This is a genomic window from Arthrobacter sp. E1SS-5, from assembly GCF_057073715.1.
In genome coordinates this window covers 4,153,211-4,178,151 of the sequence record NZ_CP172703.1, presented here as the reverse complement: position 1 = coordinate 4,178,151, position 24,941 = coordinate 4,153,211, and the positions used below count along the sequence as shown (strand labels likewise).

The following is a 24,941-nucleotide window of genomic DNA, read 5'->3' as shown; positions in this document are numbered from 1 at the left end:
GGGTTGGAGAACCCTTCAGCTGTCCCTCAAGATTACCCGCGGGTAGGTTCCGGTGCTAGGGGACGTTTGGCCCTGGAAATCGGCCGGAAGGTCCACGGCGGAGGCGCGGCGGACCAGCTTTTCCCAGCCGGCGTTGATCCCGTGGACTACGGCCATCAGCGTGTTGGCCACCACTATCCAGGTGAGTTTGCCCGCGCCCAGCACTGCCAGGGCAATGAGCCCGGCGGTAATGACGAATGCGGCCAGGAGCGCACCGAATACCAGTGTCCCGATGAAGACCAAGGTGGCTGTTTCCACGGAGCTTAAATCGAACTGCATGAATCCCCCTGCTGCGACATTGCTTTGCGAAAGACTGCTGTGTGGCGAAGACCAGTAGCAGCAGATTAGGGGGACGCGGGGCGGCCAGCCAGAGCCGGATGGGGCGGAAGTGACTGTTGATACGGGATCGAAACACTACCGGCAGGTAGGTCACGAAGCGGTCGCGGCGGGCTGCGTTAACCTTGTAGTTGGCAGTTTTCCGGTCCGTCCCGTTCGGTCCACCCTGCCCAGCCCCCGGAACAGTCCAACAGCCAACAGCCCAAGGAGAGTGTGTGCCCCGCTCCGCCAGGTCGTCCGCTGACGCCATCAGCGCCCGGCTCCGGGACCTCGAACTCCTCACCAAGGGACCCGCCTGGGCCCTGACTCGCTCCGCGCCGTGGGTGATCGCGGTGCTGCAGGCTTCCTTTACCCGCACCCGGCCGCAGGTGCCGCTCGAGGAGTTCCACGCCGACGTCGACACCTTCCTTGAGGAGCTCCGGCGCCAGGATCCCGGGCTGGGCGGAGGGGCCAACGGCAAGGCTTTTGGCGATGAGTGGACCCGGCGGCAGTTCCTGACCCGCCGCAACCAGTCCGGACAGATTGTCTATGAGGCCACCGAGCCTGCCGCCCGTGTGCTCGCCTTCCTGGACAGCCTCTCCAGTGAACGGTTCACCCTGAACGGTTCCCGCCTGGGCACCCTGCTGGGGGACGTAGAGAAGCTCGCCAACGAAACCAACCCGGACCAGAGCGCCCGCCTCGAGGCCCTGGAAGAGGAGATCGAAGAACGGCAGCTGCTGATCCGGGACATCAGCACCGGCGAGTTCGACGGCCTGCTCGACGACGACGAGGCCGTGGAGGCCGCCGGGAACATCCTGGACCTGGCCGCCAGCCTGCCCGCGGACTACAAGAAGATGCGTGACCGGATCGAGGAGCTGGTGGGTGAACTCCGGAACCAGATCATCGAGGAGTCGCTGACCAAGGGTGCCACGATGGCCCAGGTCCTGGAAGCCGACAAGCGGCTGCGGCAGAGCCCCGAGGGCAGGACGTTCCGTTCCTTCACCGCATTCCTTGAGGACCCGCAGCAGCAGCTTCGCTTCCGCTCCGCTATCGGTGAGGTCCTGAGCCGGCAGTTCGCGGACGACCTTTCACCCGAGGACCGGGAGACGCTGAAGAACCTGGTGGCCGAGCTCCGCCAGCAGCACAGCCAGATCCAGCGCATCTACGGCAAGCTCAGCGAAAGCCTTAACACGTACGTCCAGAGTGACGACTTCCGCCAGTCGGTCAGGCTGCGCCAGGTCCTGCGCGAGGCGGAGCAGGCCATCCGTTCCCTCCCCTATGAGCGGGAACGCCCCGGGCTGGTTCCCGGGCCGATCCTGTACAACGCCGGCTTCGAGTCCCTGTCCATGGTCAAGCTCTTTGATCCCGACGAGTTCGCGGCCCCGCCCCGCCTGGCGGACCCCATCGCCTTCACCGACTCTGACAGGGTGCGCTCGCCGCGGACCGGCAAGGCCAAACCGGCGGTGGTCCGGGCGGCCATGGCAGGGGCCGGGACGCTCGCCGACGCCTGGCAGCAGCTGCCGCCCGAAGAGCAGCACATCAACTCCATCCGGGCTCTGTTGTCGGAGGCCCTGCACGCCGGGGCCGACTTTAACCGCAGCGACTATGAGGGCCTGGACTTCGAACAGATAGACGGCACAACCCGCAGGGCCTACCTGCCGGTGGTCACGCTCGCAAAGGATTCAGATGACTGAGGTTTCACACGGCACGAGCGAAGCGCCCGATGCCGCCCAGGGAGTGGCATCGGGCCTGTCGGAGCCGCGCGCTGAGCTGATCGAAGATCAGCCGCGCGGCGAAGGGGCGGGGGCGGCATCGGGCGCGGAGTATCCCTACGCGGTTTCACCGCGCGACACCTTCGTCGACGGCGCTGCCCTCTTCCCCGGCGACACCGGCGTCCTGTCCATGAAGGTGCGGCAGGCACTGGTGAAGCTCCTCAAGGGCCCCTACATCGACGGCGGCCGCGACGAGAAGCTGTGGACCGTACTCCTGGACAACCAGGTAATCCTGCGCAGCCGCCTCTCCGAGTTGTTCCTGACCCTGCAGCTGGACCACGAGCGGAAGATCGCAGTGCTTCGCCCCGTGGATCCGGAGATGATCGGCGGCAGCACCCGGTCCAGCATCCTGCGCCAGCAGCGCGCCCTGAGCCGGGTGGAAACCATCGTGCTGCTCCGCCTGCGCCTGCTGCTGGACCGGCACGTCACCGCCCAGACCGATCCCACCATCACCCGCGAAGAAATTACGGACCTGGTGGCGCACTACCAGCCTGCCGGGCAACAGGACGCCCTCCGCGACTCCGACGTGGTCACCCGCGCCATCACCAAGCTCCTGGCCCGCCAACTCCTGCTCCCCACGGGCTTGGACGACGTCTACACCATCTCCAACGCCCTGCCCCTGGCCCTGCCGTTCGAAAACATCGGCGACATCCCGGCCCACATCGAGGCCCTGGTAGCGGCATCCGCAGACGCCACGGGCACAGAAGCACTAATAGACCTCGACGGCGATACTTCGGGTGAGGACGACGGCGCGGGGGACGACGACGCCGATGCCGCCCCCGGTGAGGACAAAAACGGCGACGACGGTGCTGCCACCCTGGGAGTGGCATCGGGCCTGTCGGAGCCGGGCGCATCGTCCGAAGGACGAATGCTGCCCGGCGAAGGGGCGGGGGCGGCAGCACCGTCGTCGTACCCATCCATGGCAGCAGAACCTGAAGGAGAAGCCAAGTGACGATCGCGAGCATGCTTCCGTTGGGGGACGTGACCAACCCGGGGCAGATGCGGCTTGCGTTGGTGCAGGTGGTCAACTGGGGCACGTTCCATGGTGCGCACACGATGCACGTGGACCGGAACGGGACGCTGCTGACAGGTAACTCGGGCGTGGGCAAGTCCACGCTGTTCGATGCGATGCTGCGGGTGTTTGATGCGCGGCCGCGGTCGAACGAGGCGGCGGCGCAGCGTTCGGGGGCGGTAGAGGACAAGCGCACCACGTTCACGTATATGCGTGGCAAGGTGGGGGACAAGGCCGTGGGCGAGGGCTCGGCCAGTGCGTTCCAGCGCCCGGGTGCCACCTGGTCCGCCGTCGCCCTGACGTTCGACAACGCGGCCGGCACCCGGGTGACGGTCTCCGCCCTGTTCGACCTGCCCAAGAACGGCACGGAGTCCAGTGTTGGCCGGTTCTACCTGATCGACAACGTGCCCCTGGACCTGGAGCTACTTGAAGGAATTGCGGACAAGCGCTTCACCAAGGGGTCGCTGGAGGCGATCTTCCCGCACGCCCAGGTCTTCGACGTGCACAAGGCGTTCGCCGAGCGGTTCCGGCGGCTGCTGGGCATCAGCTCGGATCAGGCGCTGCCCCTGCTGCGCGTGATCCAGGCCGGCAAGGGGCTGGGCGGCAGCGTCAACACGTTCTTCCGCGACCAGGTCCTGGACGCCCCCGCAACGTTGGCCGCCGCGGATGACGTGGTGGAGGAGTTCAGCAACCTGATGTCCATCCGCCAGCGGCTGGAGGATGTCCGGCAGCAGCGCGACCAGCTGGCGCCGGTGCCGGGGCTGAACCGGGAGTATGCGCAGTCCCTGCTGGACGCCAACCGGCTCCGGGAGCTGGTGGGCGAGGAGTTCGAGGCGTACAAGCAGCAGCTCGCCGTCACTGTCCACCAGAAGACCCTGCTCCGCTTCCGTGAACTGGCCCAGGCAAAAGCCAAGGAACTCGGCGCCGAACGGGGTGTCCGGGATGGCCTGGCCAAGGAACTTCGGCAGCTGGAAACCGACTACAACAACCAGGGCGGCAACGCGATCTCAGCCATTGAGCAGTCGCTGGAGAATGCCAGGGTTAGCCTTAAACTCCGCCAGCAGGTGGAGGAGGCGGCCCAGCAGGCACTGGCCGACGCCGGGCTGCAGCTTGAGTGGAGCGCAGCGGGCTGGGAGCAGGCCCACGAGCAGGCGGCGGCACGGTCGGCAGAGCTGAAGGATGATTCACAGGCCCTTCAGGAGCTGAGGTTCGAGGCGTTTGACGCCCACGCCAGCCGGAAGCGTGAGCTGGCCGCGGCTGAGCAGGAACTTGTCTCGCTGAAGACGCGCAAGTCCCTGTTGCCGCCGTCGAGCATTGAAAACCGGGCCGCCATCGCCGCCGCCACCGGCATCCCGGAGGACCGCATGCCGTTTGCCGGCGAACTAATGGACCTCGCAGAAGGTGAGGAGCGGTGGCGCCCCGCTGCCGAGCGTGCGCTCCGCAGCCTGGCCACCACCCTGCTGGTGCCCGGGGAGCACTTCGGCGCGGTGACCCGGTACCTCAACGACCACAACGTGCGCGGTGCGCTGAGGGCAGTGGACGTCTCCAAGCCGCTCGCCGGCGGTGCCCTCGCCGTGGAGGACGCGCGCGACGGCGACCTGCTCACCAAGCTGGACATCCTCGCCTCGGGCACGGCTGCTGAAGCCGGGGAATGGGTGCGCGAACGCATCGCCCTGGACTTCGCCTACCCATGCGTCGAAGACCCCGACGAGCTGGCCGGCATGGACAAGGGCCTGAGCCTGGGCGGCGTGGTCAAGCGGAACCGGCACACGGTGGAAAAGGACGACCGCTTCACCAGCCGCCAGGACTACGTCCTTGGGTTCGACAACGCCGCCAAGCTGGAACTCGTGGCGGCCCAGGTGGAGGACCTCCGGCAGGAAGTGGCCAAGGCAGCCGAGCTGGCGCAGAGCCGCGAGGACTCGCACCAGGGCATGAGCCGGCAGCTTGACGCGCTGCGGCGGATCGCCGAAGATGACCGCCCATGGGAACAGGTGTCTGCCGCGGTTGCTGCCGATGAGCTGGCGCGGATCGAGCAGCGGCTCAAGGACGCCCTGGCCGCCCAGGCGGACCTGGAGCCGCTCCGCGCCACCATCGAGGAGGTCAGGCAGAAGCACCAGTCCAGCACCGAATCCGCCGCGGTCCTGCAGAGCGAGTACAAGGCGCTCGACCGGCAGTTGACGGCTGCGGACACCCTGCTGGAAGCCGCGCGGAACCGCCTTGCGCAGGCACCGCCGTCGGACGCCACCGTCAAAGCCCTGGAACCGCACTTCGCGGAATTCGGCGACGTCACCGAGATGCACGAGCTGGACAACCTGGCCAACCGGGTCCGGACCGCCCTGCTGGGGGAACTGCACACCGCAGAGTCACGCGGACAAGCCACGGCCGAGCGGCTCACCCGCATCTTCGAAGGCTTCGTCCGCGAGTGGGGCAGCGCCATCTCGGCGGACCACGGCACCAGCATTGGCGCGGCCAGCGAATTCGAGGCCCGCTACCACGCGATCGTGAACGACGGCCTGCCCGCTCAGGAAGCGGAGTTCCGGCAGTTCTTCAACCAGCGCACGCACGAATCGTTCAGCACCCTGCTGCACCTGCTGGACGAGGAACGCCGCTCCATCACCAGCCGCATCCTGCCCCTGAACGGCATCCTGTCCCAGGTGAACTTCCACGAGGGCAGCTACCTGGAACTGGACATCAAGCAGACGCTCCCACCCACGGCCAAGCAGTTCAAGGACGCCATCCAGAACGCCCTGAAGGCGCGGCACGCCCGGCCGGCCAAGGCGGAGGCAGCCCGCGCGGACGGTTCCGGCCCGGACAAGGACGACGACGGCGAACTCACCGCCCGCTACAAGTCCCTGGAGACGCTCGTGAAGAGGCTCGGCTCCCAGGCACCCGAGGACCGCCGGTGGCGCGCCGAGGTGCTGGACGTGCGCGGGCACCTGTTCATCCAGTGCAAGGAGCACCGGGAAGTCACCGGACGGCCGTCTAACGGGAAACGCAGCGGCAGGAAGACCGAGGTGTTCATGCACGCCGACACCGGCTCCATGTCCGGCGGCGAGCGGCAGCGATTCACGGCCTTCATCATGGCCGCCGCGCTGAGCTACCAACTGGGCATCGCCGAGCAGGGCTTCACCACTTACGGCACGGTAATGATGGACGAGGCGTTCGTGCTCGCCTCCGAGGAGTTCGCAGGTGCCGGGATCAAGGCCCTGCACGAGTTCGGGTTCCAGCTGCTGCTGGCAGCCCCCGAAAACGTGATCGACCTGTCCCGGCACCTGGGTTCAGTTACTGAGATCCTCCGCGACCGGCGCACCAACCGCTCCGGCGTCCTGACTGCGCCCGTGATCCGGCCCCGTCCCGGGGAGGAAGGGGCCTGGCGGTCGGAGGCAAACCCGGTGGACATCGTCCTGCGCTAGCCCTGCGTGGGCGTACGCCTACTTCGACTGCACCCTGCCCAGGAACTGCGCCGTGCGTTCCTGCAGTCCCTGGATCTGGCGCACCACGACGGCAGCCGGGTCAGGGTTGATCTCGTTGACCGGCGGTTCCTTCCGGACGTTGCCGCAGCACAGGAAGTCGGCGCAGATCAGGGTGCCCACGGTGTTGCCGTCGCGGCCGGATTGTCCTGCCCGTTTGGCGACCCAAAGGAGCACATCTTCTTTTGAGAACACGTCGCGGCAGAGCTCGCACAACACGGAGCGCTTCTTCCTGGCACCGCCTTCGGGTGCCCGGAGCATGATGCCCGTCAGGCCTTTGGCCCCGGGAACCACCAGGTAACCGCGCAGCGGCATCTTCTCGTCGCGCCAGCCCAGGAACTCCAAGTTGTCCCAGTCCAGGGAGTCGAAGTTCTTGGGCAGTGTGAGTTTTGCAGCTTCTGAGCGGCTGGCATTGACGAACGATGAACGGATCTGTTGGGGCGTGACTGATTGCATGGCTGAACTCTCATGAAAGGTGGGCGGCCCGGAGCCGGGCCAGGGTAACGAGGGGGAGTCAGTCAGTTCCCGCGGTGCAGGCCAGAGCGGCCGCCCCGCTTCCCGCGGCAGCGGCGGCCCAAGTGACCGTCTGCGTGCGCATTGTTCCCGTTGTCCTGTTCCTGTTCAGCATCCCGGTGTTTCTGCCGCCGGTCCGGCACGGCCATCCTGCCAGTTCAGCACCCCCGTGTCCAAGAACCCGCACTCGTCTGTGCTGCATCGGCTCCCGGGGATTAGGAAATGAAAATGTTGCGTAATAGCTCAATACATAGGTTAGCCTTACTTAAGTTTTCGTCAGCCTGATCCAAGGAGTCCCGTGACCAGCCCCTTATTCCCCGGCCCCGTATCCACCCGCCGGACGCTCTTCTTTTCCGCCGGGAAGGCGACGGCAGTGCTGGCAGCGGCAGCACTCACGCTTTCCGCCTGCAGCACGGGCCCAACCTCCTCCGTTGCGGATGCAGGCAACGCGACCAGCAGCACAGCATTCCCGGTCACCATCAAGCACGTGTATGGCGAGACCACCATCGACAAGCAGCCCACCCGCGTTGCCACGGTTTCCTGGGTGAACGACGACGTCGCCATCGCCCTCGGAGTGGTCCCGGCAGGCGTTCCCAAGAACGAATGGGGCGGCAACCCGCACGGCTCCACCCCGTGGAAGGATGCGGCCCTGGAAGAGCTGGGCGCCGGATTCGGGTCGGCCAAGGCACCCGTCCAGTACTCAGAAGCCGACGGCATCAACTTCACCGAGATCGCCAAGCTCAGCCCGGACGTCATCCTCGCCGCCTACTCGGGCCTCACCGAAGAGGACTACAGGAAACTCAGCGGCATCGCCCCCGTAGTGGCCCACCCAGACGTGGCGTACGGAACCTCGTGGCAGGACGCGACCACCATTATCGGCAAGGCCCTGGGCAAGGAAGACGAAGCAGCCAAGCTCGTCTCCAACACGGAAGCCACTGTCAAGGACAAGGTTTCCCAGTACCCGCAGATCAAGGGCAAGAGCTTCATTTACGGCAACCTGGAGCCAGCGAAGGGCGACGGCGTCAACGTCTATACCGCCAACGACAACCGCCCGCGGTTCCTGAGCGAAATCGGCATGACGCTGGCCCCGGTAGTTGCGGACAACTCCAAGGGGTCCAAGGAGTTCTACATTCCATGGTCGGCCGAGAAGGCGAACGAGCTGCGGTCGGACATCTTCGTCACCTGGGTTCCCGACTCCTCCACCGCGGATGCCATTAAGGCCGATCCGCTGCTCGGCCAGATCCCCGCCATTAGAAACGGCGCCCTGGTGGCCGATTCCGACAACACGCTGACCCTGTCCATCTCGGCTTCGTCGCCGCTGAGCCTGCCGTGGTCCCTGGACACGTTCCTGCCGCAGTTGGCCGCCGCCGCGGACGCAGTGAAGTAGGGGAAGCGACATGAGTACGACGACGGCACGCACTGCAGGCGGGGCAGGCGCCTGGGTGCCGGCCCGGGCACCCAGTGGTCCCCTTCGCGGTGATGCGTCAGGAAGGAAGCCTGCCGCATGGCTGCTGGCCGCCGTCGTCGTGCTGTTGCTGCTGGCCGGGGCATCGCTGGCCGTGGGCGCCCGCGACATTCCGCTTGGCACCGTGTGGCAGGCGCTCACCGCGTTCGACCCCACGAACGGGGATCATGCCGTGGTTCACGCACGGATCCCGCGCACTGTCCTGGGCCTGCTGGCCGGAGGCGCACTGGGCCTCGCCGGCGCGGCGATGCAGGGGGTGGCCCGCAATCCGCTGGCCGACCCCGGCATCATCGGTGTCAATGCCGGTGCCGCCCTGGCGGTGGTTACGGGAATCTACGTCTTCGGCGTCACCAGCTTCTCCGGCTACATCTGGTTCGCCTTTGTCGGCGCTGCCACGGCCGTGGTCGTGGTGTACCTCATCGCCTCGCTGGGCAGGGACGGTGCCACCCCGGTAAAACTCGCCCTCGCCGGGGCCGCACTCAGCGCCGGGCTGTCCTCGCTGATGAACGTCATTTTGGTTTCCAGCCAGGACACCTTGGACAGGTTCCGCTTCTGGCAGGTGGGCGGCATCGCGGGCCGGGACTGGCCGGTGCTCCTGCCGGGCCTGCCGTTCCTGGCGGCCGGTGCGATGATCGTGCTGCTGGCAGGGCGGATCCTCAACAGCCTGGCACTCGGGGACGATATTGCCCGCGGGCTCGGGCAGCGGGTCGGCCTGTCACGTGCGGTGGCCGTACTGGGAATCGTCCTGCTGTGCGGCACGGCCACCGCCCTGGCCGGGCCCATCGGCTTCGTGGGCCTGGTCATCCCGCACGCAGTCCGCTTCCTCACAGGCCCGGACTACCGCTGGATCCTGTCCTTCTCTTTGGTGGCCGCTCCTGCACTGCTCCTTGGCGCGGACATCATTGGCCGCGTGGTGCTGCTGCCCGGTGAGGTCCCGGCCGGCATCATGACCGCGCTGGTCGGTGCGCCGGTCTTCGTGTGGCTGGTCCGCCGCGGGAAGGGGGCTTCGCTGTGACCGGCGTTGCGCTATCAGATATGGCTGCCAAAACCCCTTCTAAGGGACCAAAAGTGATGAAGCAACGTGGGGGACGGGGGCGACCGAACCGGACCGCGGTGCTGGGTGCCGCCGTCGTACTCCTGTTTTTCGTGTCCGTCCTGCTGGGCAGCTACACCGTCACCCTCCCGGATTTCTTCACGATTGTCGCCAACCATCTGACCGGCGGCGCGAAGATACCCGGTGCCAGCTTCATCGTGATGGAGAACAAGCTGCCCAGGGCCGTGGTCGGCACCATGATCGGGATCGCGTTCGGGCTGGCCGGGGCCCTCTTCCAGGCCATGCTCCGTAACCCGCTGGCCAGCCCTGACGTCATCGGCATCAGTTCCGGTGCCAGCGCGGCCGCCGTCGTGGCCATCGTCCTCTTCGGCGCATCCGGTGCCGCGGTGTCCGGGGCGGCACTGGCGGGCGCCCTGGCCGTGGCTGTCCTGATCTACGCAATCTCCAGCGGCGGGAAGCACCGTGGAACCGGCCGGGGGAGCGCCGCCGGAAACCGGCTGGTCCTGGCCGGCGTGGGCATCGCGGCCGCCCTGCAGGCCGTGGTCAGCTTCCTGATGACCCGCGCCGACATCCGCACGGTCGCGGACGCGCTCGTGTGGCTCAACGGATCCCTGAACTCTGCCAACTGGGACCGCGCCGGCATCCTGTTCCTGGCGCTCGCGGTGCTGGTCCCCGCCGTCGCGTTCGTCGCCGGGCCGCTGCGAATTCTGGAGCTGGGGGACGACGCCGCAGCGGGCCTCGGCATCCGGGTGAACACGACGCGGCTGATCCTGGTGGCCATCGCGGTGTCACTGGCAGCAGTGGCGACGGCGGCCGCCGGGCCGGTCTCGTTCGTCGCCTTCCTGTCCGGCCCCATCGCGCGCCGCTTCACCGGGAAAGCCAGCCTGCCGGCGTCGGCCTTTGTGGGTGCCCTGATCGTCCTCGCGGCGGACTACTTCGCCGCGAACCTGGCACCTCTGCTGCTCAACGGCACTGTCCTGCCCGTCGGCGTCATCACCGGCGTGCTCGGTGCCCCGTTCCTGCTGTGGCTCCTGGTCGCGGCCAATCGAAAGGATGCCTGACATGGCAGTTCTCGAAGCCCGGGACCTGACCCTCACGTACCACCAGCGCTGCGTGGTGGACGGCCTCAGCGTTCGGATCCCCGAAGGCAGGGTGACCATGATCGTGGGCGCCAACGCCTGTGGAAAATCCACCCTGCTCCGCGGCCTGTCCCGGCTCCTGAAGCCCGCCGGCGGTACCGTGGCGCTGGACGGCAAGGACATTCACGAACGCCCGGCGCGGGAGGTGGCCCGCACCCTGGGCCTGCTGCCCCAGCACCCCACGGCCCCGGACGGCATCACCGTCCGCGACCTGGTGGGCCGGGGGCGCTACCCGCACCAGGGCTTCTTCCGCAGCTGGACCGCAAAGGACGACGCCGCCGTCCAGCGCGCACTGGAAGCCACCGGAACGCTGGAACTCGCCGGGCGCGACGTGGACGAACTGTCCGGCGGGCAGCGGCAGCGGGTGTGGATCGCGATGGCGCTCGCGCAGGAAACCGACGTCCTGCTGCTGGACGAACCCACCACCTACCTCGACCTGGCCCACCAGGTGGAGGTCCTGGACCTGGTGACGGATTTGAACCGGACCCGTGGCGCCACCGTGGCCATCGTCCTGCACGACCTCAACCTCGCCGCCCGCTACGCGGACCATGTCATTGCCATGAAGGACGGCGCCGTGGCGGCGATGGGCTCCCCGGCTGAGGTGGTCACCGAGGAGCTGGTTAGGGACATCTTTGGCCTGGAGTCCCGCGTCATCCCGGATCCCGTGGCCGGAACCCCGCTGATCATTCCTATCGGCCGCCATCATGCCACCGCCCACGAATTGGAGCCCGTCTCATGAAGACCCCTGGAACCCCGGCAGCCCAGCCGATCGCCGCGCAGCCCGTGACCACCCAGCCCATGAGCCTGGCCTTTGAGGTGGCGGTCTCCGCCGTCCGGCAGATCAGCCCCACGTTCCGGAGGATCACGTTCGGCGGGTACTCGCTGCGGGATTTCGGCGTCCACGGCGACACCCTGGACCTGCGGATCAAGCTGGTGATTCCGTCGCTGGCCGCGGATGGCACGCCGCTGCCACTGCCGGCCTTCGAGACGGGCGACGCCGGCTGGTACCGGAACTGGCTTGCCATGGACGCCGAAGTTCGCGGCTCCATGCGCACCTACACGGTCCGGGAGGCCCGGCTGGACGGGGTGTACCCGGAGATCGACGTCGACTTCGTGATGCACGTGGATGAGCACGGCCAGGCCGGACCGGCTGCGAACTGGGCACAGAACGCCAAGCCGGGCGACGCCCTCACCATCATCGGTCCCAACAGCCGGGCCGCGCACTGCGTCACGGCGGAGACCTACTCCGGCATCGAGTGGCGTCCCGGCCTGGCCCAGCGCATCCTGCTCGCCGGCGACGAAACTGCCGTCCCGGCCATCTCCGCGATCCTGGAAACCCTGCCGCCGTACATGAGCGGGCACGCGTTCCTGGAGGTTCCCCAGGCAGGTGACTTCCTGGATCTCAGCTCTCCGGCCAACATCGAGATCACGTGGCTGGCCCGCGGTACCGCCAGCGGCCAGTCCCGGCCACGCGGCCAACTGCTGCAGGAGTCCGTCCGCGCAGCAGTCCCCGTGCCGGGCTGGGTGGGCATCAAAGCGGACGACGGCGGCGCTGGACCCGAGCCCGGGGACGTCAACATCGATGAAGGCATCCTTTGGGAGACGCCCGCACGCCTGGACACCGCGGAGATCAACGCCACCAGGACCCCGCACCTGCCGGCCGGTGCCCTGCCCTTCTACGCCTGGATCGCCGGCGAAGCAGGGGTCATTAAGGACCTGCGCCGGTACCTTGTGCGCGACGTGGGGATTGACCGGAAGCAGGTGGCCTTCATGGGCTACTGGCGGCAGGGCAAAGCCGAAGGATAGCCACCTGCTGTTCATCCCGCCGTCGTACGTGCTTTGCCTCGCGGGGTTAAGTTTGGGCCGTGCCCTCTGTTCCCCTGCTTCCCGACTCCGGGCGGCGGGTGTTTGTTGCCCTTGGCGACTCCTTCACGGAAGGGGTAGGGGACCGGGATGAACGGCTGCCCAACGGCGTACGCGGGTGGGCCGACCGGGTGGCGGAGAAACTCGCCAAGGCCCAGCCCGGGTGGAAGTACGCCAACCTGGCCATCAGGAGCAAGCGGCTGCGGCACATCATCGACGAGCAGTTGGAACCCGCGCTGCGGATGCGGCCCACGCTGGTGACGCTTTACGCCGGCGGCAACGACATCCTGGACCTGAAGACGGACATGCCCGCGCTCATGGCGGACTACGAGCAGTTCGTTGCGAAACTCGCCGGTACCGGGGCGGTTCTTGTCCTCTTCACCGGGTTCGACGTCAAAGTTTCCGCGTTGCTGGAGCCGCTGAAGAAGCGCAACACCTACTACAACCAGCGGGTGCGGGAGATCGCCCGGAAGTACGGGGCCGTGCTGGTGGACTACTGGTGCCTGGACGCCTTCCAGGACCGGCGGATGTGGGACTCGGACCGGCTCCACATGTCCAAGGCCGGGCACAAATACCTGGCAGGGCAGGTGCTGGACCAGCTGGGCGTGCCGCACAAGATCAAGCCGAAGGACTGGGAACCGCAGCCCAGGCTGGGACTGCGCGAATGGGAGCGGCGGCAGCGGCGCTGGGTCCACGACTGGGTCCTGCCGCTCTTTGGCCGCAAGCTCCGCGGCGTCACGTTGGGGGACACGCTCACCCCGCGCTGGCCCCAGCCGGTGAAGGTGCCGCGGAAAGGCGGGCTAAAGAAGCTGGCCGCAGAAAAGTACGACGGCGGGACCGCGCCTTAAGCGGTGGGCGCGGGCGGGGTGTCCAAAAGGATTTCAAACCCCGGAGCTACCCGGCCGGCATGGAATTCCAGCACTTCGAAGTCGGCGACACCGTTGGTGTAGAACGGATCCCGCGCCAGGCTCGCATCGAGGGTTTCCCGTTCAGCCTGCGACAGCAGCAAGCCCCCGGTGCGCGGAATCTTGCGGCCGGCAGCGATGAACACGCCGTCGTCGAACGCCTTCTGCAGCCAGGCGATGTGGGCGTCGTTGTGGAAGTCCACGATCTCCTGGGGCACGCGGTAGCTGAGGGAGACAACATACATGCGGCAAGCCTACCGGTGCCGGGAAGGCTGGTTGAAAGATCAATCGTAGAATGGGGACCATGACCGAACCCCGCTGGCTGACCGCTGACGAACGCCGTGCCTGGCTGGCGCTGGTGAGCATCAACACGCTGCTGCCGGCGGCCCTGGACACCAGGCTGCACGCCGCGGGGAAGCTGTCCCTCTTCGATTACACAGTGCTGGCCATGCTGTCCGAAGCGGAGGACCGGTTCCTGCCCATGAGCGAGCTCGCCGCCCGCAGCAGCGCATCCCTGTCCCGCCTTTCACATGTGGTGACCAAGCTGCAGAAGCGCGGTTGGGTGGAACGCCGGCCGCATCCCTCCGACGCCCGGGTGACCACCGCGCACCTCACCGAGGAAGGCATGGCCACCATCGTGCAGCTGGCCCCGGCCCATGTGGAGGATGTCCGGGACCTGTTCCTCGACGCCCTGAGCGAGCAGGACGTGCTGGACCTGGCCCGGATCGGCGAAAACGTGGTGGGACGGCTGGACACCGACCACTGGATCCTGCGCGAAAAGCAGGCCTGACCGGGGACGGGAACAGCCGATTGGTTGCTTCCGGCAACGGGTGGCAAACTAACCGCATGGATTTCACTTCCCGCTACGTGGCCCTGGGCGACTCCTTCACGGAGGGCGTTGGCGACGACGACCCCACCCGCCCCAACGGTGTCCGCGGCTGGGCGGACCGCGTGGCTGAGCAGCTGTGCGCCGCCGATCCCAACTTCGGCTACGCCAACCTGGCCATCCGCGGCCGGAAACTCCGCCAGATCCTGGCTGAGCAGGTGGACGCCGCCGTCGAACTTAATCCAACCCTGGTGACCATCTACGCCGGCGCCAATGACATCCTGCGTCCCAAGGTGGACATTGACGACCTCCTGGCGGAATACAACGATGCGGTCGGCAAGCTCACCGCGACGGGTGCCACCGTGGTAATGTTCACCGGTTTCGATGCCCGGGGGTCAAAGGTTTTTGGCACCATGCGCGGCCGCACTGCCATCTACAACGAGCTGGTCCGCGGCATTGCAGGGGACCATGGTGCCCTGCTGGTGGATTACTGGCGCTTCAGCGAGTACTACGACTGGGGCATGTGGGCGCACGACCGGATGCACATGTCCGCCGCCGGCCACGGCAACATGGCCAAGCGCGTTCTTGAGGTCCTCAAATACGACCACTCCATCGATGTTCCGCCCATGACGCCCGTTCCGGAACTGAGCCGTTCCGAGGCCATCCGCGCCAACGCGCAGTGGTTCCGCGAATACGCCGCGCCGTGGGTGGTCCGCCGCGTGACCGGCAAGTCATCCGGGGACAACCTGCAGCCCAAGTACCCGCAGCTCACCCGCCTCTAGCGGGAAAACCGGCCGTCCCGTGTGTCAGGCGGGCTGGAAGCCTGGCGTTGCCAGCATGGAACCATCGGCGCGGATGGCCAGCACGGCCACATCCCACGCGTCCGCGGCGCGGTTTAGCATGCGTGTCCCGCCGGCGACGATCGCGGTGGCCAGGACATCGGCGGTGACGATGTCCGCAGCGGCCACGGTGACCTGGACGAACCCGCCGTCGTTCCCCACCCGCCAGATGTGCTCGCCGCGTTCGGCCGAGCCGGAGGTTGCAATTGCTGCATGATGGCTGTTGCCGCCCAGCGCGTAACCGGTGATCAGGGTGCGGCGGTCGGCCGGGTCCACGATGCCGGCCTTCCACGGTTCCGCGCTTCCGGGGCGCGGCGAGCCGCTGACCAGGACATCGCCGCCGGCGTTGAGGCACCAGTCGCGCCGGCCCAGGGCCAGCAGTGAGGTTCCTGCCTCACGGATGGCGTGCCCCTTGATGAGCCCGGAAAGGTCCAGTACGCCGTCGGGCCTTTCGGGGGTGAAGGCGCCTTCCGTGCGGAGCCGCCATTCGTGGGCCTCGGCGTAGCGCTCGCGCATCCCGGCCGAGGCCCGGGGCAGTTTCAGCTCACCGCGGGCCAGCCTGCTTGCCTCCGAATCCGGGCGGTACAGGCTGAAGGTTTCGTCCAGGTCCTGGAACAGGCGTTCGACGACGGCGGTGGCAGCGGCGAGCTCGTCCATCCCCGGCTGCCCTTCCGCGGGGTCGCCGACGGGCAGCGTCAGCCCGATGACGGTTCCCATGCACTCGAACGTGCGCGCCTTCAGCGTGCTGGCTGCCGTTTGGGGATTAAAGGTTCGCTGCATCGATGGCTGCCTGGAGTGAGGTCAGGTAGGCGTCGCTGGTGATGGTGGCGCCGCTGATGGTTTGGACATCTGCTGACTGTGCCGCCAGGACCTTGCTGCGCAGCAGGGGAGCGGCGCGGTTGCTGATCTGGATGGACTTGCCGTCGGTATTGGTGAGCTGGAGGGCGGTGACATCGGTGATCTTGCCGTTTGCCACCGTGATCTGGACCTGCACGGGGCCGAAACGGGTCTGTACGGTGTTGCCCTTGTAGGTGCCGGAGGCTGACGAGTTCGAGGACCCGGAGGAGCTTGAGGAGCTTGAGGAGCTGGACGAGCTTGAGGAGCTGGACGAGCCTGAGGTACCCGGGGTGCCGGACGGGCCGGAAGCGCCGGTGGACCCGGACGAACCTGTGCCGGACGAACCTGTACCTGTCGACCCCGTGGTGCCTGCCGCCGTCGTACTTGACGCGACGGTGCTGATGCCGCCTGCCTGCGTGCCGGTCTGCCAACCCGCCAGGAGGATCCCGGCGGAGGCCAGGGCCGCTGCAACTGTTCCGCGTATTTTCACCAGTCAAACCTTTCGTGATGGATCTGTTCCTCGGGGACGCCGGCCTTGCCGGCATCCGCTATGACGTTGGCCGCCCACGCCGCCGGGCCGCAGACGTAGACGTCGGCATCCGCAATGTCCGGCACGTAGGAGTTAAGGCTGTAGCCGTTGCGCACCGCGTCCTCGGGAAGCCACGTGGACCTGGTGCGGGAGCGTGGGCCGGTGAGGTGGAAGAGCCGGACGCCCCGGGCCTGGCAGAGGTCGAGGATCTCGCTGCCGAGATACAGCTCCTGGTCCGTGTGGCCGCGGAGCAGAACCGTGGCTTCGCCGGGCGCAAAAGGCGTGGTCTCCAACAGTGCCCGCAGCGGCGTGATGCCGATGCCGGCGCCGATCATCACCACCTTGTTCTTGGTCCGGGCTGCCGTGCTGAGCAGGCCGTACGGACCCTCCAGTGCCACTTTGGTTCCCTTCCGCAGCCGGAGAAGCTGGGCGGAGCCGTCGCCAAGGTTGCGGACGGTAACCCGCAACGTCCCTAGGCCGTCGGGGCCATTGAAAACCGGCTCGGCGGACAGGCTGAACGGGTGCGGATGCCACCACATGTTCGGGGCGAGGAAGCGCCAGATGAAGAAGCGGCCGCCCGTTCCCGCCAGCTGGTCCAGCTTCCGGCCCCGCATGACGATGTTCACCACGCCCGGTGCCACAGACTCAACGCGGGCCACGGTGAGCTGGTGCCGTGCCGTTGCGAGCACCGGCTCCACGATGCGGAAGTACACCAGGGCACTGCCGGTGTAGATGCAGATGGCAAGCCAGTACCAGCGCTGCCAGGTCCCGGGGGCAAAGAGGCCGCCCACGCTGAACTGGTGGGGGATCGAGGTGGCCACGGCGGCGTAGGTCAGGAGGTGGACCACGTACCAGAACTCGTACGGGAAGCGGCGGCGGACGGCCACCAGCGACGTCACGACGACGGCGATAAACAGCGCCATGGAGACGAAGGCCAGCCACATGTCGGGAACCTGGACCCACAGGTTGATGGACTCACTGACCGGATCCAGCCCTTCGGCCATGCCGTACCCAATGGCCAGCAGGACCCCATGCGCCAGCAGCAGGTAGAGGGAAGGTTTTCCAAGTTTGCCGTGGAACTCCAGCGCGCGGTCGTGGCCGATGGTGCGGTCATTGAACGGGATCCTTGCGGCCAGGAGCAGCATGAGCAGGACCAGGTCCATACCCGCCAGCCCCGCCACAATTCCCGCCGCCGTGAAAAGGGAGGCGGGTGAAGTGATGTTGGTGGCGCCGCCGTCGGCAAGCCAAAGGGCGATTGCGGCAGCGACGGATGACCAGGCAATGACGGTCAGGAGGTCCGTCCGCAGCATGCGCTGCCGGTACTGCCGGGTAAACCAGCCGCGAAGCGGTCTCGTCGTAGTTGAAAGCTCCGGGCGGCCGGAGCTGCTTGCGGCCGGTGATGCCGGCAGGAGCTGCGTGTTCATGCATCCAACATGCTTGGCGAAGCTATGCCGCTGCTGTGAAAAGGGGCAACCGCAGCCTGTGACCTTGGCCGGCAGCGGCTGCCCTTATACACCCGATTGGTCTTTAATTGCGTCAACTCGTAGACTTGGTAGGCGCTAAGTGCGCGGAGCGTGCGCAATTGCTCCGGTTGCCCGGTAATTTTCTCCAGGGTGGCCGGTAGTTAGGGGCTCAAGTTGCGTAACTAACCGTTGCCCGTACATTCTGTGGGTCGCCCTTAGCAGCATGGTCCAGCAGCCGATATGCGGATCATTACTTTCAATTCTTGAGGAGAAGTCATGGCAGCACACTGCCAAGTGACCGGGGCCGAGCCGGGCTTTGGGCACAGCATTTCGCACTCGCACCGCCGCAACAAGCGCCGGTTCGATCCGAACATTCAGAAGAAGCGCTACTGGGTTCCGTCCCTGCGCCGTAACGTCACGCTGCAGGTTTCTGCACGTGGCATCAAGACCATCGACGTGCGCGGTATCGACGCAGTCGTCGCCGACATTCTGGCTCGCGGGGTGAAGCTCTAGTGGCTAAGGACAAGGACGTACGTCCCATCATCAAGCTCAAGTCGACCGCGGGCACGGGTTACACCTACGTAACCCGTAAGAACCGTCGTAACGACCCGGACCGCATGGTCCTGAAGAAGTACGACCCCAAGATCCGCCAGCACGTCGAATTCCGAGAGGAGCGCTAAACATGGCTAAGAAGTCCAAGATTGCTCGCAACGAGCAGCGCAAGGTCATCGTTGAGCGTTACGCTGCAAAGCGCCTCGAGCTGAAGAAGACCCTGGTTGACGAAAACGCAACCGACGAAGCACGCGAAGCAGCCCGCCTGGGCCTGCAGAAGCTGCCCCGCAACGCGTCCCCGATCCGTCTGCGTAACCGCGACATCATCGACGGCCGTCCCCGTGGCACCTTCCAGAAGTTCGGCATCTCCCGTGTCCGTTTCCGCGACATGGCACACAAGGGCGAACTCCCGGGCATCTCCAAGTCTTCCTGGTAATCCAGCTCCGCTGATTCCAGATGCTTGGGAAGAGCCGGCAACCTCATGGTTGCCGGCTCTTCTGCGTTTAAGTCGTTGCCACCCGGGCGTCCTGCCCACCATGTGCGGCAGCCCACACAGGGGAATTACGACGGCGGCAACCGGCTTGGGTGCCTCGATGAACCGTTCTGCCGCGGAATCCCGGGGATTACAACGCTCCTCGCTGACGGTTTGCAGTGCACGCCGAGTGCGTGTATTGTTTTCTAAGTCGCCGCGGGGGAGACAGTGAAGAACTGATCACCGGGCGGCCAAAAACTCCCAAAATCAAAGCCAAAATCTGGTTGCTCTTCAGGGCGCTGGAAACGGGTTGGGAGCGATCTTCCGCCGAAAAGACTCCTGAAACATGGATTTGCTTCGGGGCCGGGGATCGGGTAAGTTTGAAAAGTTGCTCCGGAGCGATCCTGAACTGAGGGTTTGGGTGGTGCCGGGTGTGTCTGTTGTTTGAGAACTCAATAGTGTGCCAAGTTTGTTGATACCGATTATGTATGTAATTGGTTGAATTTGCCGAATCGTGCCGCCCCTGTGGTGCTGGTTTGGTGTTTTTAGCTGGTTTCAAATTTTGTGCAGCCAATTTTTGCCGTTATTTCCGGTGGTTTTGGTTGTGTCTGTTTGTTTTCAACGGAGAGTTTGATCCTGGCTCAGGATGAACGCTGGCGGCGTGCTTAACACATGCAAGTCGAACGATGAAGGGAGCTTGCTCCTGGATTAGTGGCGAACGGGTGAGTAACACGTGAGTAACCTGCCCTTGACTCTGGGATAAGCCTGGGAAACTGGGTCTAATACCGGATATGACCTTCCATCGCATGGTGGTTGGTGGAAAGCTTTTGTGGTTTTGGATGGACTCGCGGCCTATCAGCTTGTTGGTGGGGTAATGGCCTACCAAGGCGACGACGGGTAGCCGGCCTGAGAGGGTGACCGGCCACACTGGGACTGAGACACGGCCCAGACTCCTACGGGAGGCAGCAGTGGGGAATATTGCACAATGGGCGCAAGCCTGATGCAGCGACGCCGCGTGAGGGATGACGGCCTTCGGGTTGTAAACCTCTTTCAGTAGGGAAGAAGCGAGAGTGACGGTACCTGCAGAAGAAGCGCCGGCTAACTACGTGCCAGCAGCCGCGGTAATACGTAGGGCGCAAGCGTTATCCGGAATTATTGGGCGTAAAGAGCTCGTAGGCGGTTTGTCGCGTCTGCCGTGAAAGTCCGGGGCTCAACTCCGGATCTGCGGTGGGTACGGGCAGACTAGAGTGATGTAGGGGAGACTGGAATTCCTGGTGTAGCGGTGAAATGCGCAGATATCAGGAGGAACACCGATGGCGAAGGCAGGTCTCTGGGCATTAACTGACGCTGAGGAGCGAAAGCATGGGGAGCGAACAGGATTAGATACCCTGGTAGTCCATGCCGTAAACGTTGGGCACTAGGTGTGGGGGACATTCCACGTTTTCCGCGCCGTAGCTAACGCATTAAGTGCCCCGCCTGGGGAGTACGGCCGCAAGGCTAAAACTCAAAGGAATTGACGGGGGCCCGCACAAGCGGCGGAGCATGCGGATTAATTCGATGCAACGCGAAGAACCTTACCAAGGCTTGACATGAACCAGACCGCCGCAGAAATGTGGTTTCCCCTTTGGGGTTGGTTTACAGGTGGTGCATGGTTGTCGTCAGCTCGTGTCGTGAGATGTTGGGTTAAGTCCCGCAACGAGCGCAACCCTCGTTCCATGTTGCCAGCGGGTAGTGCCGGGGACTCATGGGAGACTGCCGGGGTCAACTCGGAGGAAGGTGGGGACGACGTCAAATCATCATGCCCCTTATGTCTTGGGCTTCACGCATGCTACAATGGCCGGTACAAAGGGTTGCGATACTGTGAGGTGGAGCTAATCCCAAAAAGCCGGTCTCAGTTCGGATTGGGGTCTGCAACTCGACCCCATGAAGTCGGAGTCGCTAGTAATCGCAGATCAGCAACGCTGCGGTGAATACGTTCCCGGGCCTTGTACACACCGCCCGTCAAGTCACGAAAGTTGGTAACACCCGAAGCCGGTGGCCTAACCCCTTGTGGGAGGGAGCTGTCGAAGGTGGGACTGGCGATTGGGACTAAGTCGTAACAAGGTAGCCGTACCGGAAGGTGCGGCTGGATCACCTCCTTTCTAAGGAGCACCTACAACTTTCTCATCACGGACGCATGTTGGTGGTGGGGGTTGTCAGGAGTAAAGGCCCGTTGCACGGACGAATGTTTCGTGGCGGGTGCTCAAGGGTGGAATATCAACAAATAGCGGCTGTTTCTTCCTGCGCTTCTTCTCTAGTACGAACCCTGGTGGTTCTGGAACGGTGGGTGCGGGTGGGGATGGTTTAGTGTTTGGCACACTGTTGGGTCCTGAGGCAACAGGACCATGTGGTGGCTCTTGCGTTTGTGGGGGTTGCCGGGTGGGTTTGTTTGTTTCTGGTTTCCCTGCCATGACGGTTCACGTGCTTTGTGTGTGTGGGTTGTGTGGTGTGGGGTTGTTGTTTGAGAACTACATAGTGGACGCGAGCATCTTGTATAAGAAGCAATTTCCAAGATATTTGAACCTGGATCTGGCCGCGCGTGTGATGACTTCCTTTTGGGGGGTTTGAGCGGGTGTGGTTGGTTTCGTGGTTCTCTCGAGTGAGCTTGTTTTTGATCTTTGTGGTCAAGTTTTTAAGAGCACACGGTGGATGCCTTGGCATTAGGAGCCGAAGAAGGACGTAGGAATCTGCGATAAGCCTGGGGGAGTCGATAACCGGACTGTGATCCCAGGGTGTCCGAATGGGGAAACCCCGCCAAGCGCGCGAGTGACTTGGTGACCCGTACCTGAACACATAGGGTGCGTGGGGGGAACGCGGGGAAGTGAAACATCTCAGTACCCGCAGGAAGAGAAAACAATAGTGATTCCGTTAGTAGTGGCGAGCGAACGCGGATCAGGCTAAACCGTTCCATGTGTGATAGCCGGCGGGCGTTGCATGGTCGGGGTTGTGGGACTTTCCATACCAGTTCTGCCGGGCTGGTGGGGTGTGATGTGCGCGCATAGGTGAACGGTTTTGAAAGGCCGGCCAGAGAGGGTGTTAGTCCCGTAACCGTAATGTGTTTGTACCGCCTGTGAGAGTATCCCAAGTAGTACGGGGCCCGAGGAATCCCGTGCGAATCTGTCAGGACCACCTGATAAGCCTAAATACTCCCTAATGACCGATAGCGGACCAGTACCGTGAGGGAAAGGTGAAAAGTACCCCGGGAGGGGAGTGAAACAGTACCTGAAACCGTGTGCTTACAATCCGTCGGAGCCATCTTTGTTGTGGTGACGGCGTGCCTTTTGAAGAATGAGCCTGCGAGTTAGTGTTACGTCGCGAGGTTAACCCGTGTGGGGCAGCCGTAGCGAAAGCGAGTCTGAATAGGGCGTGTGAGTGGCGTGATCTAGACCCGAAGCGAAGTGATCTACCCATGGCCAGGTTGAAGCGACGGTAAGACGTCGTGGAGGACCGAACCCACTTCAGTTGAAAATGGAGGGGATGAGCTGTGGGTAGGGGTGAAAGGCCAATCAAACTTCGTGATAGCTGGTTCTCCCCGAAATGCATTTAGGTGCAGCGTTGCGTGTTTCTTGCTGGAGGTAGAGCTACTGGATGGCTAATGGGCCCTACAAGGTTACTGACGTCAGCCAAACTCCGAATGCCGGTAAGTGAGAGCGCAGCAGTGAGACTGTGGGGGATAAGCTTCATAGTCGAGAGGGAAACAGCCCAGACCACCAACTAAGGCCCCTAAGCGTGTGCTAAGTGGGAAAGGATGTGGAGTTGCCCAGACAACCAGGAGGTTGGCTTAGAAGCAGCCACCCTTAAAAGAGTGCGTAATAGCTCACTGGTCAAGTGATTCCGCGCCGACAATGTAGCGGGGCTCAAGTACACCGCCGAAGTTGTGGCATTCACACTTGTTCCTAGCCTTCGTGGTTCAGGAGTGTGGATGGGTAGGGGAGCGTCGTGTGGGCGGTGAAGCTGCGGTGTAAACCAGTGGTGGAGCCTACACGAGTGAGAATGCAGGCATGAGTAGCGAAAGACGGGTGAGAAACCCGTCCGCCGAATGATCAAGGGTTCCAGGGTCAAGCTAATCTGCCCTGGGTAAGTCGGGACCTAAGGCGAGGCCGACAGGCGTAGTCGATGGACAACGGGTTGATATTCCCGTACCGGCGAAAAACCGCCCATGCTGAGCGGGGGATACTAACTGCCCGAAACCTGCCTGACACCCCTTGTGGGTGAAGGGTTTTGGTGGAGCGCAGGACCTGATCCCGGGAGGCAAGCGTATTAACAGGTGTGACGCAGGAAGGTAGCCGAGCCGGGCGATGGTTGTCCCGGTCTAAGGATGTAGGGCGAATGGTAGGCAAATCCGCCATTCATATAGCCTGAGATCTGATGGGACCCCCGTATGGGGGGATTCGGTGATCCTATGCTGCCGAGAAAAGCATCGACGCGAGGTTTTAGCCGCCCGTACCCCAAACCGACACAGGTGATCAGGTAGAGAATACCAAGGCGATCGAGAGAATTATGGTTAAGGAACTCGGCAAAATGCCCCCGTAACTTCGGGAGAAGGGGGGCCCCAACCTTGAACACCACATCGCTGGTGGGAGGGGATCGGGGCCGCAGAGACCAGGGGGAAGCGACTGTTTACTAAAAACACAGGTCCGTGCGAAGTCGCAAGACGATGTATACGGACTGACTCCTGCCCGGTGCTGGAAGGTTAAGAGGACCGGTTAGCCTCACGGCGAAGCTGAGAATTTAAGCCCCAGTAAACGGCGGTGGTAACTATAACCATCCTAAGGTAGCGAAATTCCTTGTCGGGTAAGTTCCGACCTGCACGAATGGAGTAACGACTTCCCCGCTGTCTCAACCATAAACTCGGCGAAATTGCAGTACGAGTAAAGATGCTCGTTACGCGCAGCAGGACGGAAAGACCCCGAGACCTTTACTATAGTTTGGTATTGGTGTTCGGAGTGGCTTGTGTAGGATAGGTGGGAGACGTTGAAGCCCGGACGCCAGTTCGGGTGGAGTCATCGTTGAAATACCACTCTGGTCACTTTGGACATCTAACTTCGGCCCGTAATCCGGGTCAGGGACAGTGCCTGATGGGTAGTTTAACTGGGGCGGTTGCCTCCTAAAAAGTAACGGAGGCGCCCAAAGGTTCCCTCAGCCTGGTTGGCAATCAGGTGTCGAGTGTAAGTGCACAAGGGAGCTTGACTGTGAGAGAGACATCTCGAGCAGGGACGAAAGTCGGGACTAGTGATCCGGCGGTACATTGTGGAATGGCCGTCGCTCAACGGATAAAAGGTACCTCGGGGATAACAGGCTGATCTTGCCCAAGAGTCCATATCGACGGCATGGTTTGGCACCTCGATGTCGGCTCGTCGCATCCTGGGGCTGGAGTAGGTCCCAAGGGTTGGGCTGTTCGCCCATTAAAGCGGTACGCGAGCTGGGTTTAGAACGTCGTGAGACAGTTCGGTCCCTATCCGCTGCGCGCGCAGGAAATTTGAGAAGGGCTGTCCTTAGTACGAGAGGACCGGGACGGACGAACCTCTGGTGTGTCAGTTGTACTGCCAAGTGCACCGCTGATTAGCTACGTTCGGATGGGATAACCGCTGAAAGCATCTAAGCGGGAAGCTCGCTTCAAGATGAGATTTCCATACACCTTGTGTGTGAGAGGCCCCCAGCCAGACCACTGGGTTGATAGGCCGGATGTGGAAGCGAGGACTAACGACTCGTGAAGCTGACCGGTACTAATAGGCCAACAACTTACACCACACAGAAACATACAAATTCTGCTTGCGTCCACTATGTGGTTCCCAACCAACAACCCTGTTGGCGGAACCATAACTGAATAACAACAC

Annotated in this window: 20 protein-coding genes and 2 rRNA genes; 16 read left to right on the top strand and 6 right to left on the bottom strand. The window is 64.0% G+C overall.

From position 1 onward, the window contains the following. Positions 1-15: 15 nt before the first annotated feature. A complete protein-coding gene (locus tag ACIGJD_RS19435; protein WP_483687553.1) occupies positions 16-318 on the bottom strand; it encodes a hypothetical protein in 303 nt (100 codons plus the stop codon). 272 nt (positions 319-590) lie between these two features. On the opposite strand from ACIGJD_RS19435, the gene ACIGJD_RS19430 reads away from it, so the two are divergent. The 3 genes from ACIGJD_RS19430 to ACIGJD_RS19420 are packed head-to-tail and all read left to right on the top strand — an operon-like array spanning position 591 to position 6,551. Then, positions 591-2,048: a DUF3375 family protein gene (locus ACIGJD_RS19430; protein ID WP_483687552.1), complete on the top strand. Its 1,458-nt coding sequence runs from the start codon at positions 591-593 to the stop codon at positions 2,046-2,048. Further along, complete coding sequence (locus ACIGJD_RS19425; RefSeq protein WP_483687551.1) at positions 2,041-3,078, top strand: DUF4194 domain-containing protein; 1,038 nt, start codon at positions 2,041-2,043, stop codon at positions 3,076-3,078. The genes ACIGJD_RS19430 and ACIGJD_RS19425 overlap by 8 nt, the downstream gene beginning before the upstream one ends. Then, complete coding sequence (locus ACIGJD_RS19420; protein ID WP_483687550.1) at positions 3,075-6,551, top strand: ATP-binding protein; 3,477 nt, start codon at positions 3,075-3,077, stop codon at positions 6,549-6,551. Before ACIGJD_RS19425 ends, ACIGJD_RS19420 begins: the two co-directional genes overlap by 4 nt. Before the next feature lie 18 nt (positions 6,552-6,569). Here the strand turns inward: ACIGJD_RS19420 and ACIGJD_RS19415 are convergent, their stop codons facing one another. Further along, positions 6,570-7,064, bottom strand: a complete 495-nt coding sequence (locus ACIGJD_RS19415) for an FBP domain-containing protein (RefSeq protein WP_483687549.1) — start codon at positions 7,062-7,064, stop codon at positions 6,570-6,572. Between the two features lie 355 nt (positions 7,065-7,419). On the opposite strand from ACIGJD_RS19415, the gene ACIGJD_RS19410 reads away from it, so the two are divergent. From ACIGJD_RS19410 to ACIGJD_RS19385, 6 genes are read left to right on the top strand one after another with little or no spacing between them, the layout of a single operon-like run. After that, positions 7,420-8,508: an iron-siderophore ABC transporter substrate-binding protein gene (locus ACIGJD_RS19410; RefSeq protein WP_483687548.1), complete on the top strand. Its 1,089-nt coding sequence runs from the start codon at positions 7,420-7,422 to the stop codon at positions 8,506-8,508. A 10-nt stretch (positions 8,509-8,518) separates the two neighbouring features. Then, the gene (locus tag ACIGJD_RS19405) at positions 8,519-9,601 is read left to right on the top strand and encodes a FecCD family ABC transporter permease (RefSeq protein ID WP_483687547.1); all 1,083 of its coding nucleotides are present in this window, start codon (positions 8,519-8,521) and stop codon (positions 9,599-9,601) included. A gap of 56 nt (positions 9,602-9,657) precedes the next feature. Continuing rightward, entirely contained in the window at positions 9,658-10,701 is a 1,044-nt protein-coding gene (locus ACIGJD_RS19400) for a FecCD family ABC transporter permease (protein WP_483689545.1), read from the top strand. 1 nt (position 10,702) lies between these two features. Further along, a complete protein-coding gene (locus tag ACIGJD_RS19395; RefSeq protein ID WP_483687546.1) occupies positions 10,703-11,518 on the top strand; it encodes an ABC transporter ATP-binding protein in 816 nt (271 codons plus the stop codon). Next, complete coding sequence (locus ACIGJD_RS19390; RefSeq protein WP_483687545.1) at positions 11,515-12,585, top strand: siderophore-interacting protein; 1,071 nt, start codon at positions 11,515-11,517, stop codon at positions 12,583-12,585. Before ACIGJD_RS19395 ends, ACIGJD_RS19390 begins: the two co-directional genes overlap by 4 nt. A gap of 59 nt (positions 12,586-12,644) precedes the next feature. Beyond that, the gene (locus ACIGJD_RS19385; RefSeq protein WP_483687544.1) at positions 12,645-13,490 is read left to right on the top strand and encodes an SGNH/GDSL hydrolase family protein; all 846 of its coding nucleotides are present in this window, start codon (positions 12,645-12,647) and stop codon (positions 13,488-13,490) included. Here the strand turns inward: ACIGJD_RS19385 and ACIGJD_RS19380 are convergent. Beyond that, positions 13,487-13,792 carry a YciI family protein gene (locus ACIGJD_RS19380; RefSeq protein ID WP_483687543.1) on the bottom strand — a complete coding sequence of 102 codons (306 nt, stop codon included), beginning with the start codon at positions 13,790-13,792 and terminating at the stop codon, positions 13,487-13,489. The two genes, ACIGJD_RS19385 and ACIGJD_RS19380, sit on opposite strands and share 4 nt — an antisense overlap. Before the next feature lie 59 nt (positions 13,793-13,851). Here ACIGJD_RS19380 and ACIGJD_RS19375 point away from each other — a divergent pair, with 59 nt between their 5' ends. Together ACIGJD_RS19375 and ACIGJD_RS19370 are read left to right on the top strand one after the other, a co-directional pair. After that, positions 13,852-14,337, top strand: coding sequence for a MarR family winged helix-turn-helix transcriptional regulator (locus tag ACIGJD_RS19375; RefSeq protein WP_286400244.1), 486 nt, complete (start codon positions 13,852-13,854; stop codon positions 14,335-14,337). Positions 14,338-14,393: 56 nt separating this feature from the next. Then, on the top strand, positions 14,394-15,155 hold the full coding sequence (locus ACIGJD_RS19370) for an SGNH/GDSL hydrolase family protein (protein ID WP_483687542.1): 762 nt from the start codon (positions 14,394-14,396) through the stop codon (positions 15,153-15,155). A gap of 24 nt (positions 15,156-15,179) precedes the next feature. Here the strand turns inward: ACIGJD_RS19370 and ACIGJD_RS19365 are convergent, their stop codons facing one another. Genes ACIGJD_RS19365 through ACIGJD_RS19355 form a run of 3 tightly spaced genes read right to left on the bottom strand, consistent with a single transcriptional unit; the run spans position 15,180 to position 18,002 of the window. Next, complete coding sequence (locus ACIGJD_RS19365) at positions 15,180-15,992, bottom strand: FAD:protein FMN transferase (protein WP_483687541.1); 813 nt, start codon at positions 15,990-15,992, stop codon at positions 15,180-15,182. Next, on the bottom strand, positions 15,976-16,539 hold the full coding sequence (locus ACIGJD_RS19360) for an FMN-binding protein (protein WP_483687540.1): 564 nt from the start codon (positions 16,537-16,539) through the stop codon (positions 15,976-15,978). The genes ACIGJD_RS19365 and ACIGJD_RS19360 overlap by 17 nt, the downstream gene beginning before the upstream one ends. Then, a complete protein-coding gene (locus tag ACIGJD_RS19355) occupies positions 16,536-18,002 on the bottom strand; it encodes a ferredoxin reductase family protein (RefSeq protein WP_483687539.1) in 1,467 nt (488 codons plus the stop codon). Before ACIGJD_RS19355 ends, ACIGJD_RS19360 begins: the two co-directional genes overlap by 4 nt. A gap of 315 nt (positions 18,003-18,317) precedes the next feature. Here ACIGJD_RS19355 and rpmB point away from each other — a divergent pair, with 315 nt between their 5' ends. The 5 genes from rpmB to ACIGJD_RS19330 all read left to right on the top strand — a co-directional run bounded on the left by rpmB (position 18,318) and on the right by ACIGJD_RS19330 (position 24,855). Next, the gene (rpmB, locus tag ACIGJD_RS19350; RefSeq protein ID WP_018763944.1) at positions 18,318-18,554 is read left to right on the top strand and encodes a 50S ribosomal protein L28; all 237 of its coding nucleotides are present in this window, start codon (positions 18,318-18,320) and stop codon (positions 18,552-18,554) included. Continuing rightward, entirely contained in the window at positions 18,554-18,721 is a 168-nt protein-coding gene (rpmG, locus tag ACIGJD_RS19345; RefSeq protein WP_013602737.1) for a 50S ribosomal protein L33, read from the top strand. Before rpmB ends, rpmG begins: the two co-directional genes overlap by 1 nt. 2 nt (positions 18,722-18,723) lie before the next feature. Beyond that, positions 18,724-19,029: a 30S ribosomal protein S14 gene (rpsN, locus tag ACIGJD_RS19340; RefSeq protein WP_483687538.1), complete on the top strand. Its 306-nt coding sequence runs from the start codon at positions 18,724-18,726 to the stop codon at positions 19,027-19,029. Between the two features lie 654 nt (positions 19,030-19,683). Beyond that, positions 19,684-21,206: ribosomal RNA gene (locus ACIGJD_RS19335) — 16S ribosomal RNA — on the top strand. 520 nt (positions 21,207-21,726) lie between these two features. Further along, positions 21,727-24,855, top strand: a 23S ribosomal RNA gene (locus tag ACIGJD_RS19330). Together the 16S and 23S rRNA genes form the textbook arrangement of a ribosomal RNA operon. The last annotated feature ends 86 nt before the right edge of the window (positions 24,856-24,941 follow it).

Excerpts from the sequence above, each read along its gene's own strand:
- ACIGJD_RS19435 (WP_483687553.1), bottom strand. The coding sequence starts at position 318 with ATGCAGTTCGATTTAAGCTCCGTGGAAACAGCCACCTTGGTCTTCATC.
- ACIGJD_RS19405 (WP_483687547.1), top strand. The coding sequence starts at position 8,519 with ATGAGTACGACGACGGCACGCACTGCAGGCGGGGCAGGCGCCTGGGTG.
- ACIGJD_RS19380 (WP_483687543.1), bottom strand. The coding sequence starts at position 13,792 with ATGTATGTTGTCTCCCTCAGCTACCGCGTGCCCCAGGAGATCGTGGAC.
- ACIGJD_RS19375 (WP_286400244.1), top strand. The coding sequence starts at position 13,852 with ATGACCGAACCCCGCTGGCTGACCGCTGACGAACGCCGTGCCTGGCTG.
- rpsN (WP_483687538.1), top strand. The coding sequence starts at position 18,724 with ATGGCTAAGAAGTCCAAGATTGCTCGCAACGAGCAGCGCAAGGTCATC.
- ACIGJD_RS19415 (WP_483687549.1), bottom strand. The coding sequence starts at position 7,064 with ATGCAATCAGTCACGCCCCAACAGATCCGTTCATCGTTCGTCAATGCC.
- ACIGJD_RS19370 (WP_483687542.1), top strand. The coding sequence starts at position 14,394 with ATGGATTTCACTTCCCGCTACGTGGCCCTGGGCGACTCCTTCACGGAG.
- ACIGJD_RS19400 (WP_483689545.1), top strand. The coding sequence starts at position 9,658 with ATGAAGCAACGTGGGGGACGGGGGCGACCGAACCGGACCGCGGTGCTG.
- ACIGJD_RS19365 (WP_483687541.1), bottom strand. The coding sequence starts at position 15,992 with ATGCAGCGAACCTTTAATCCCCAAACGGCAGCCAGCACGCTGAAGGCG.
- ACIGJD_RS19355 (WP_483687539.1), bottom strand. The coding sequence starts at position 18,002 with ATGAACACGCAGCTCCTGCCGGCATCACCGGCCGCAAGCAGCTCCGGC.
- ACIGJD_RS19390 (WP_483687545.1), top strand. The coding sequence starts at position 11,515 with ATGAAGACCCCTGGAACCCCGGCAGCCCAGCCGATCGCCGCGCAGCCC.
- rpmB (WP_018763944.1), top strand. The coding sequence starts at position 18,318 with ATGGCAGCACACTGCCAAGTGACCGGGGCCGAGCCGGGCTTTGGGCAC.
- ACIGJD_RS19425 (WP_483687551.1), top strand. The coding sequence starts at position 2,041 with ATGACTGAGGTTTCACACGGCACGAGCGAAGCGCCCGATGCCGCCCAG.
- ACIGJD_RS19395 (WP_483687546.1), top strand. The coding sequence starts at position 10,703 with ATGGCAGTTCTCGAAGCCCGGGACCTGACCCTCACGTACCACCAGCGC.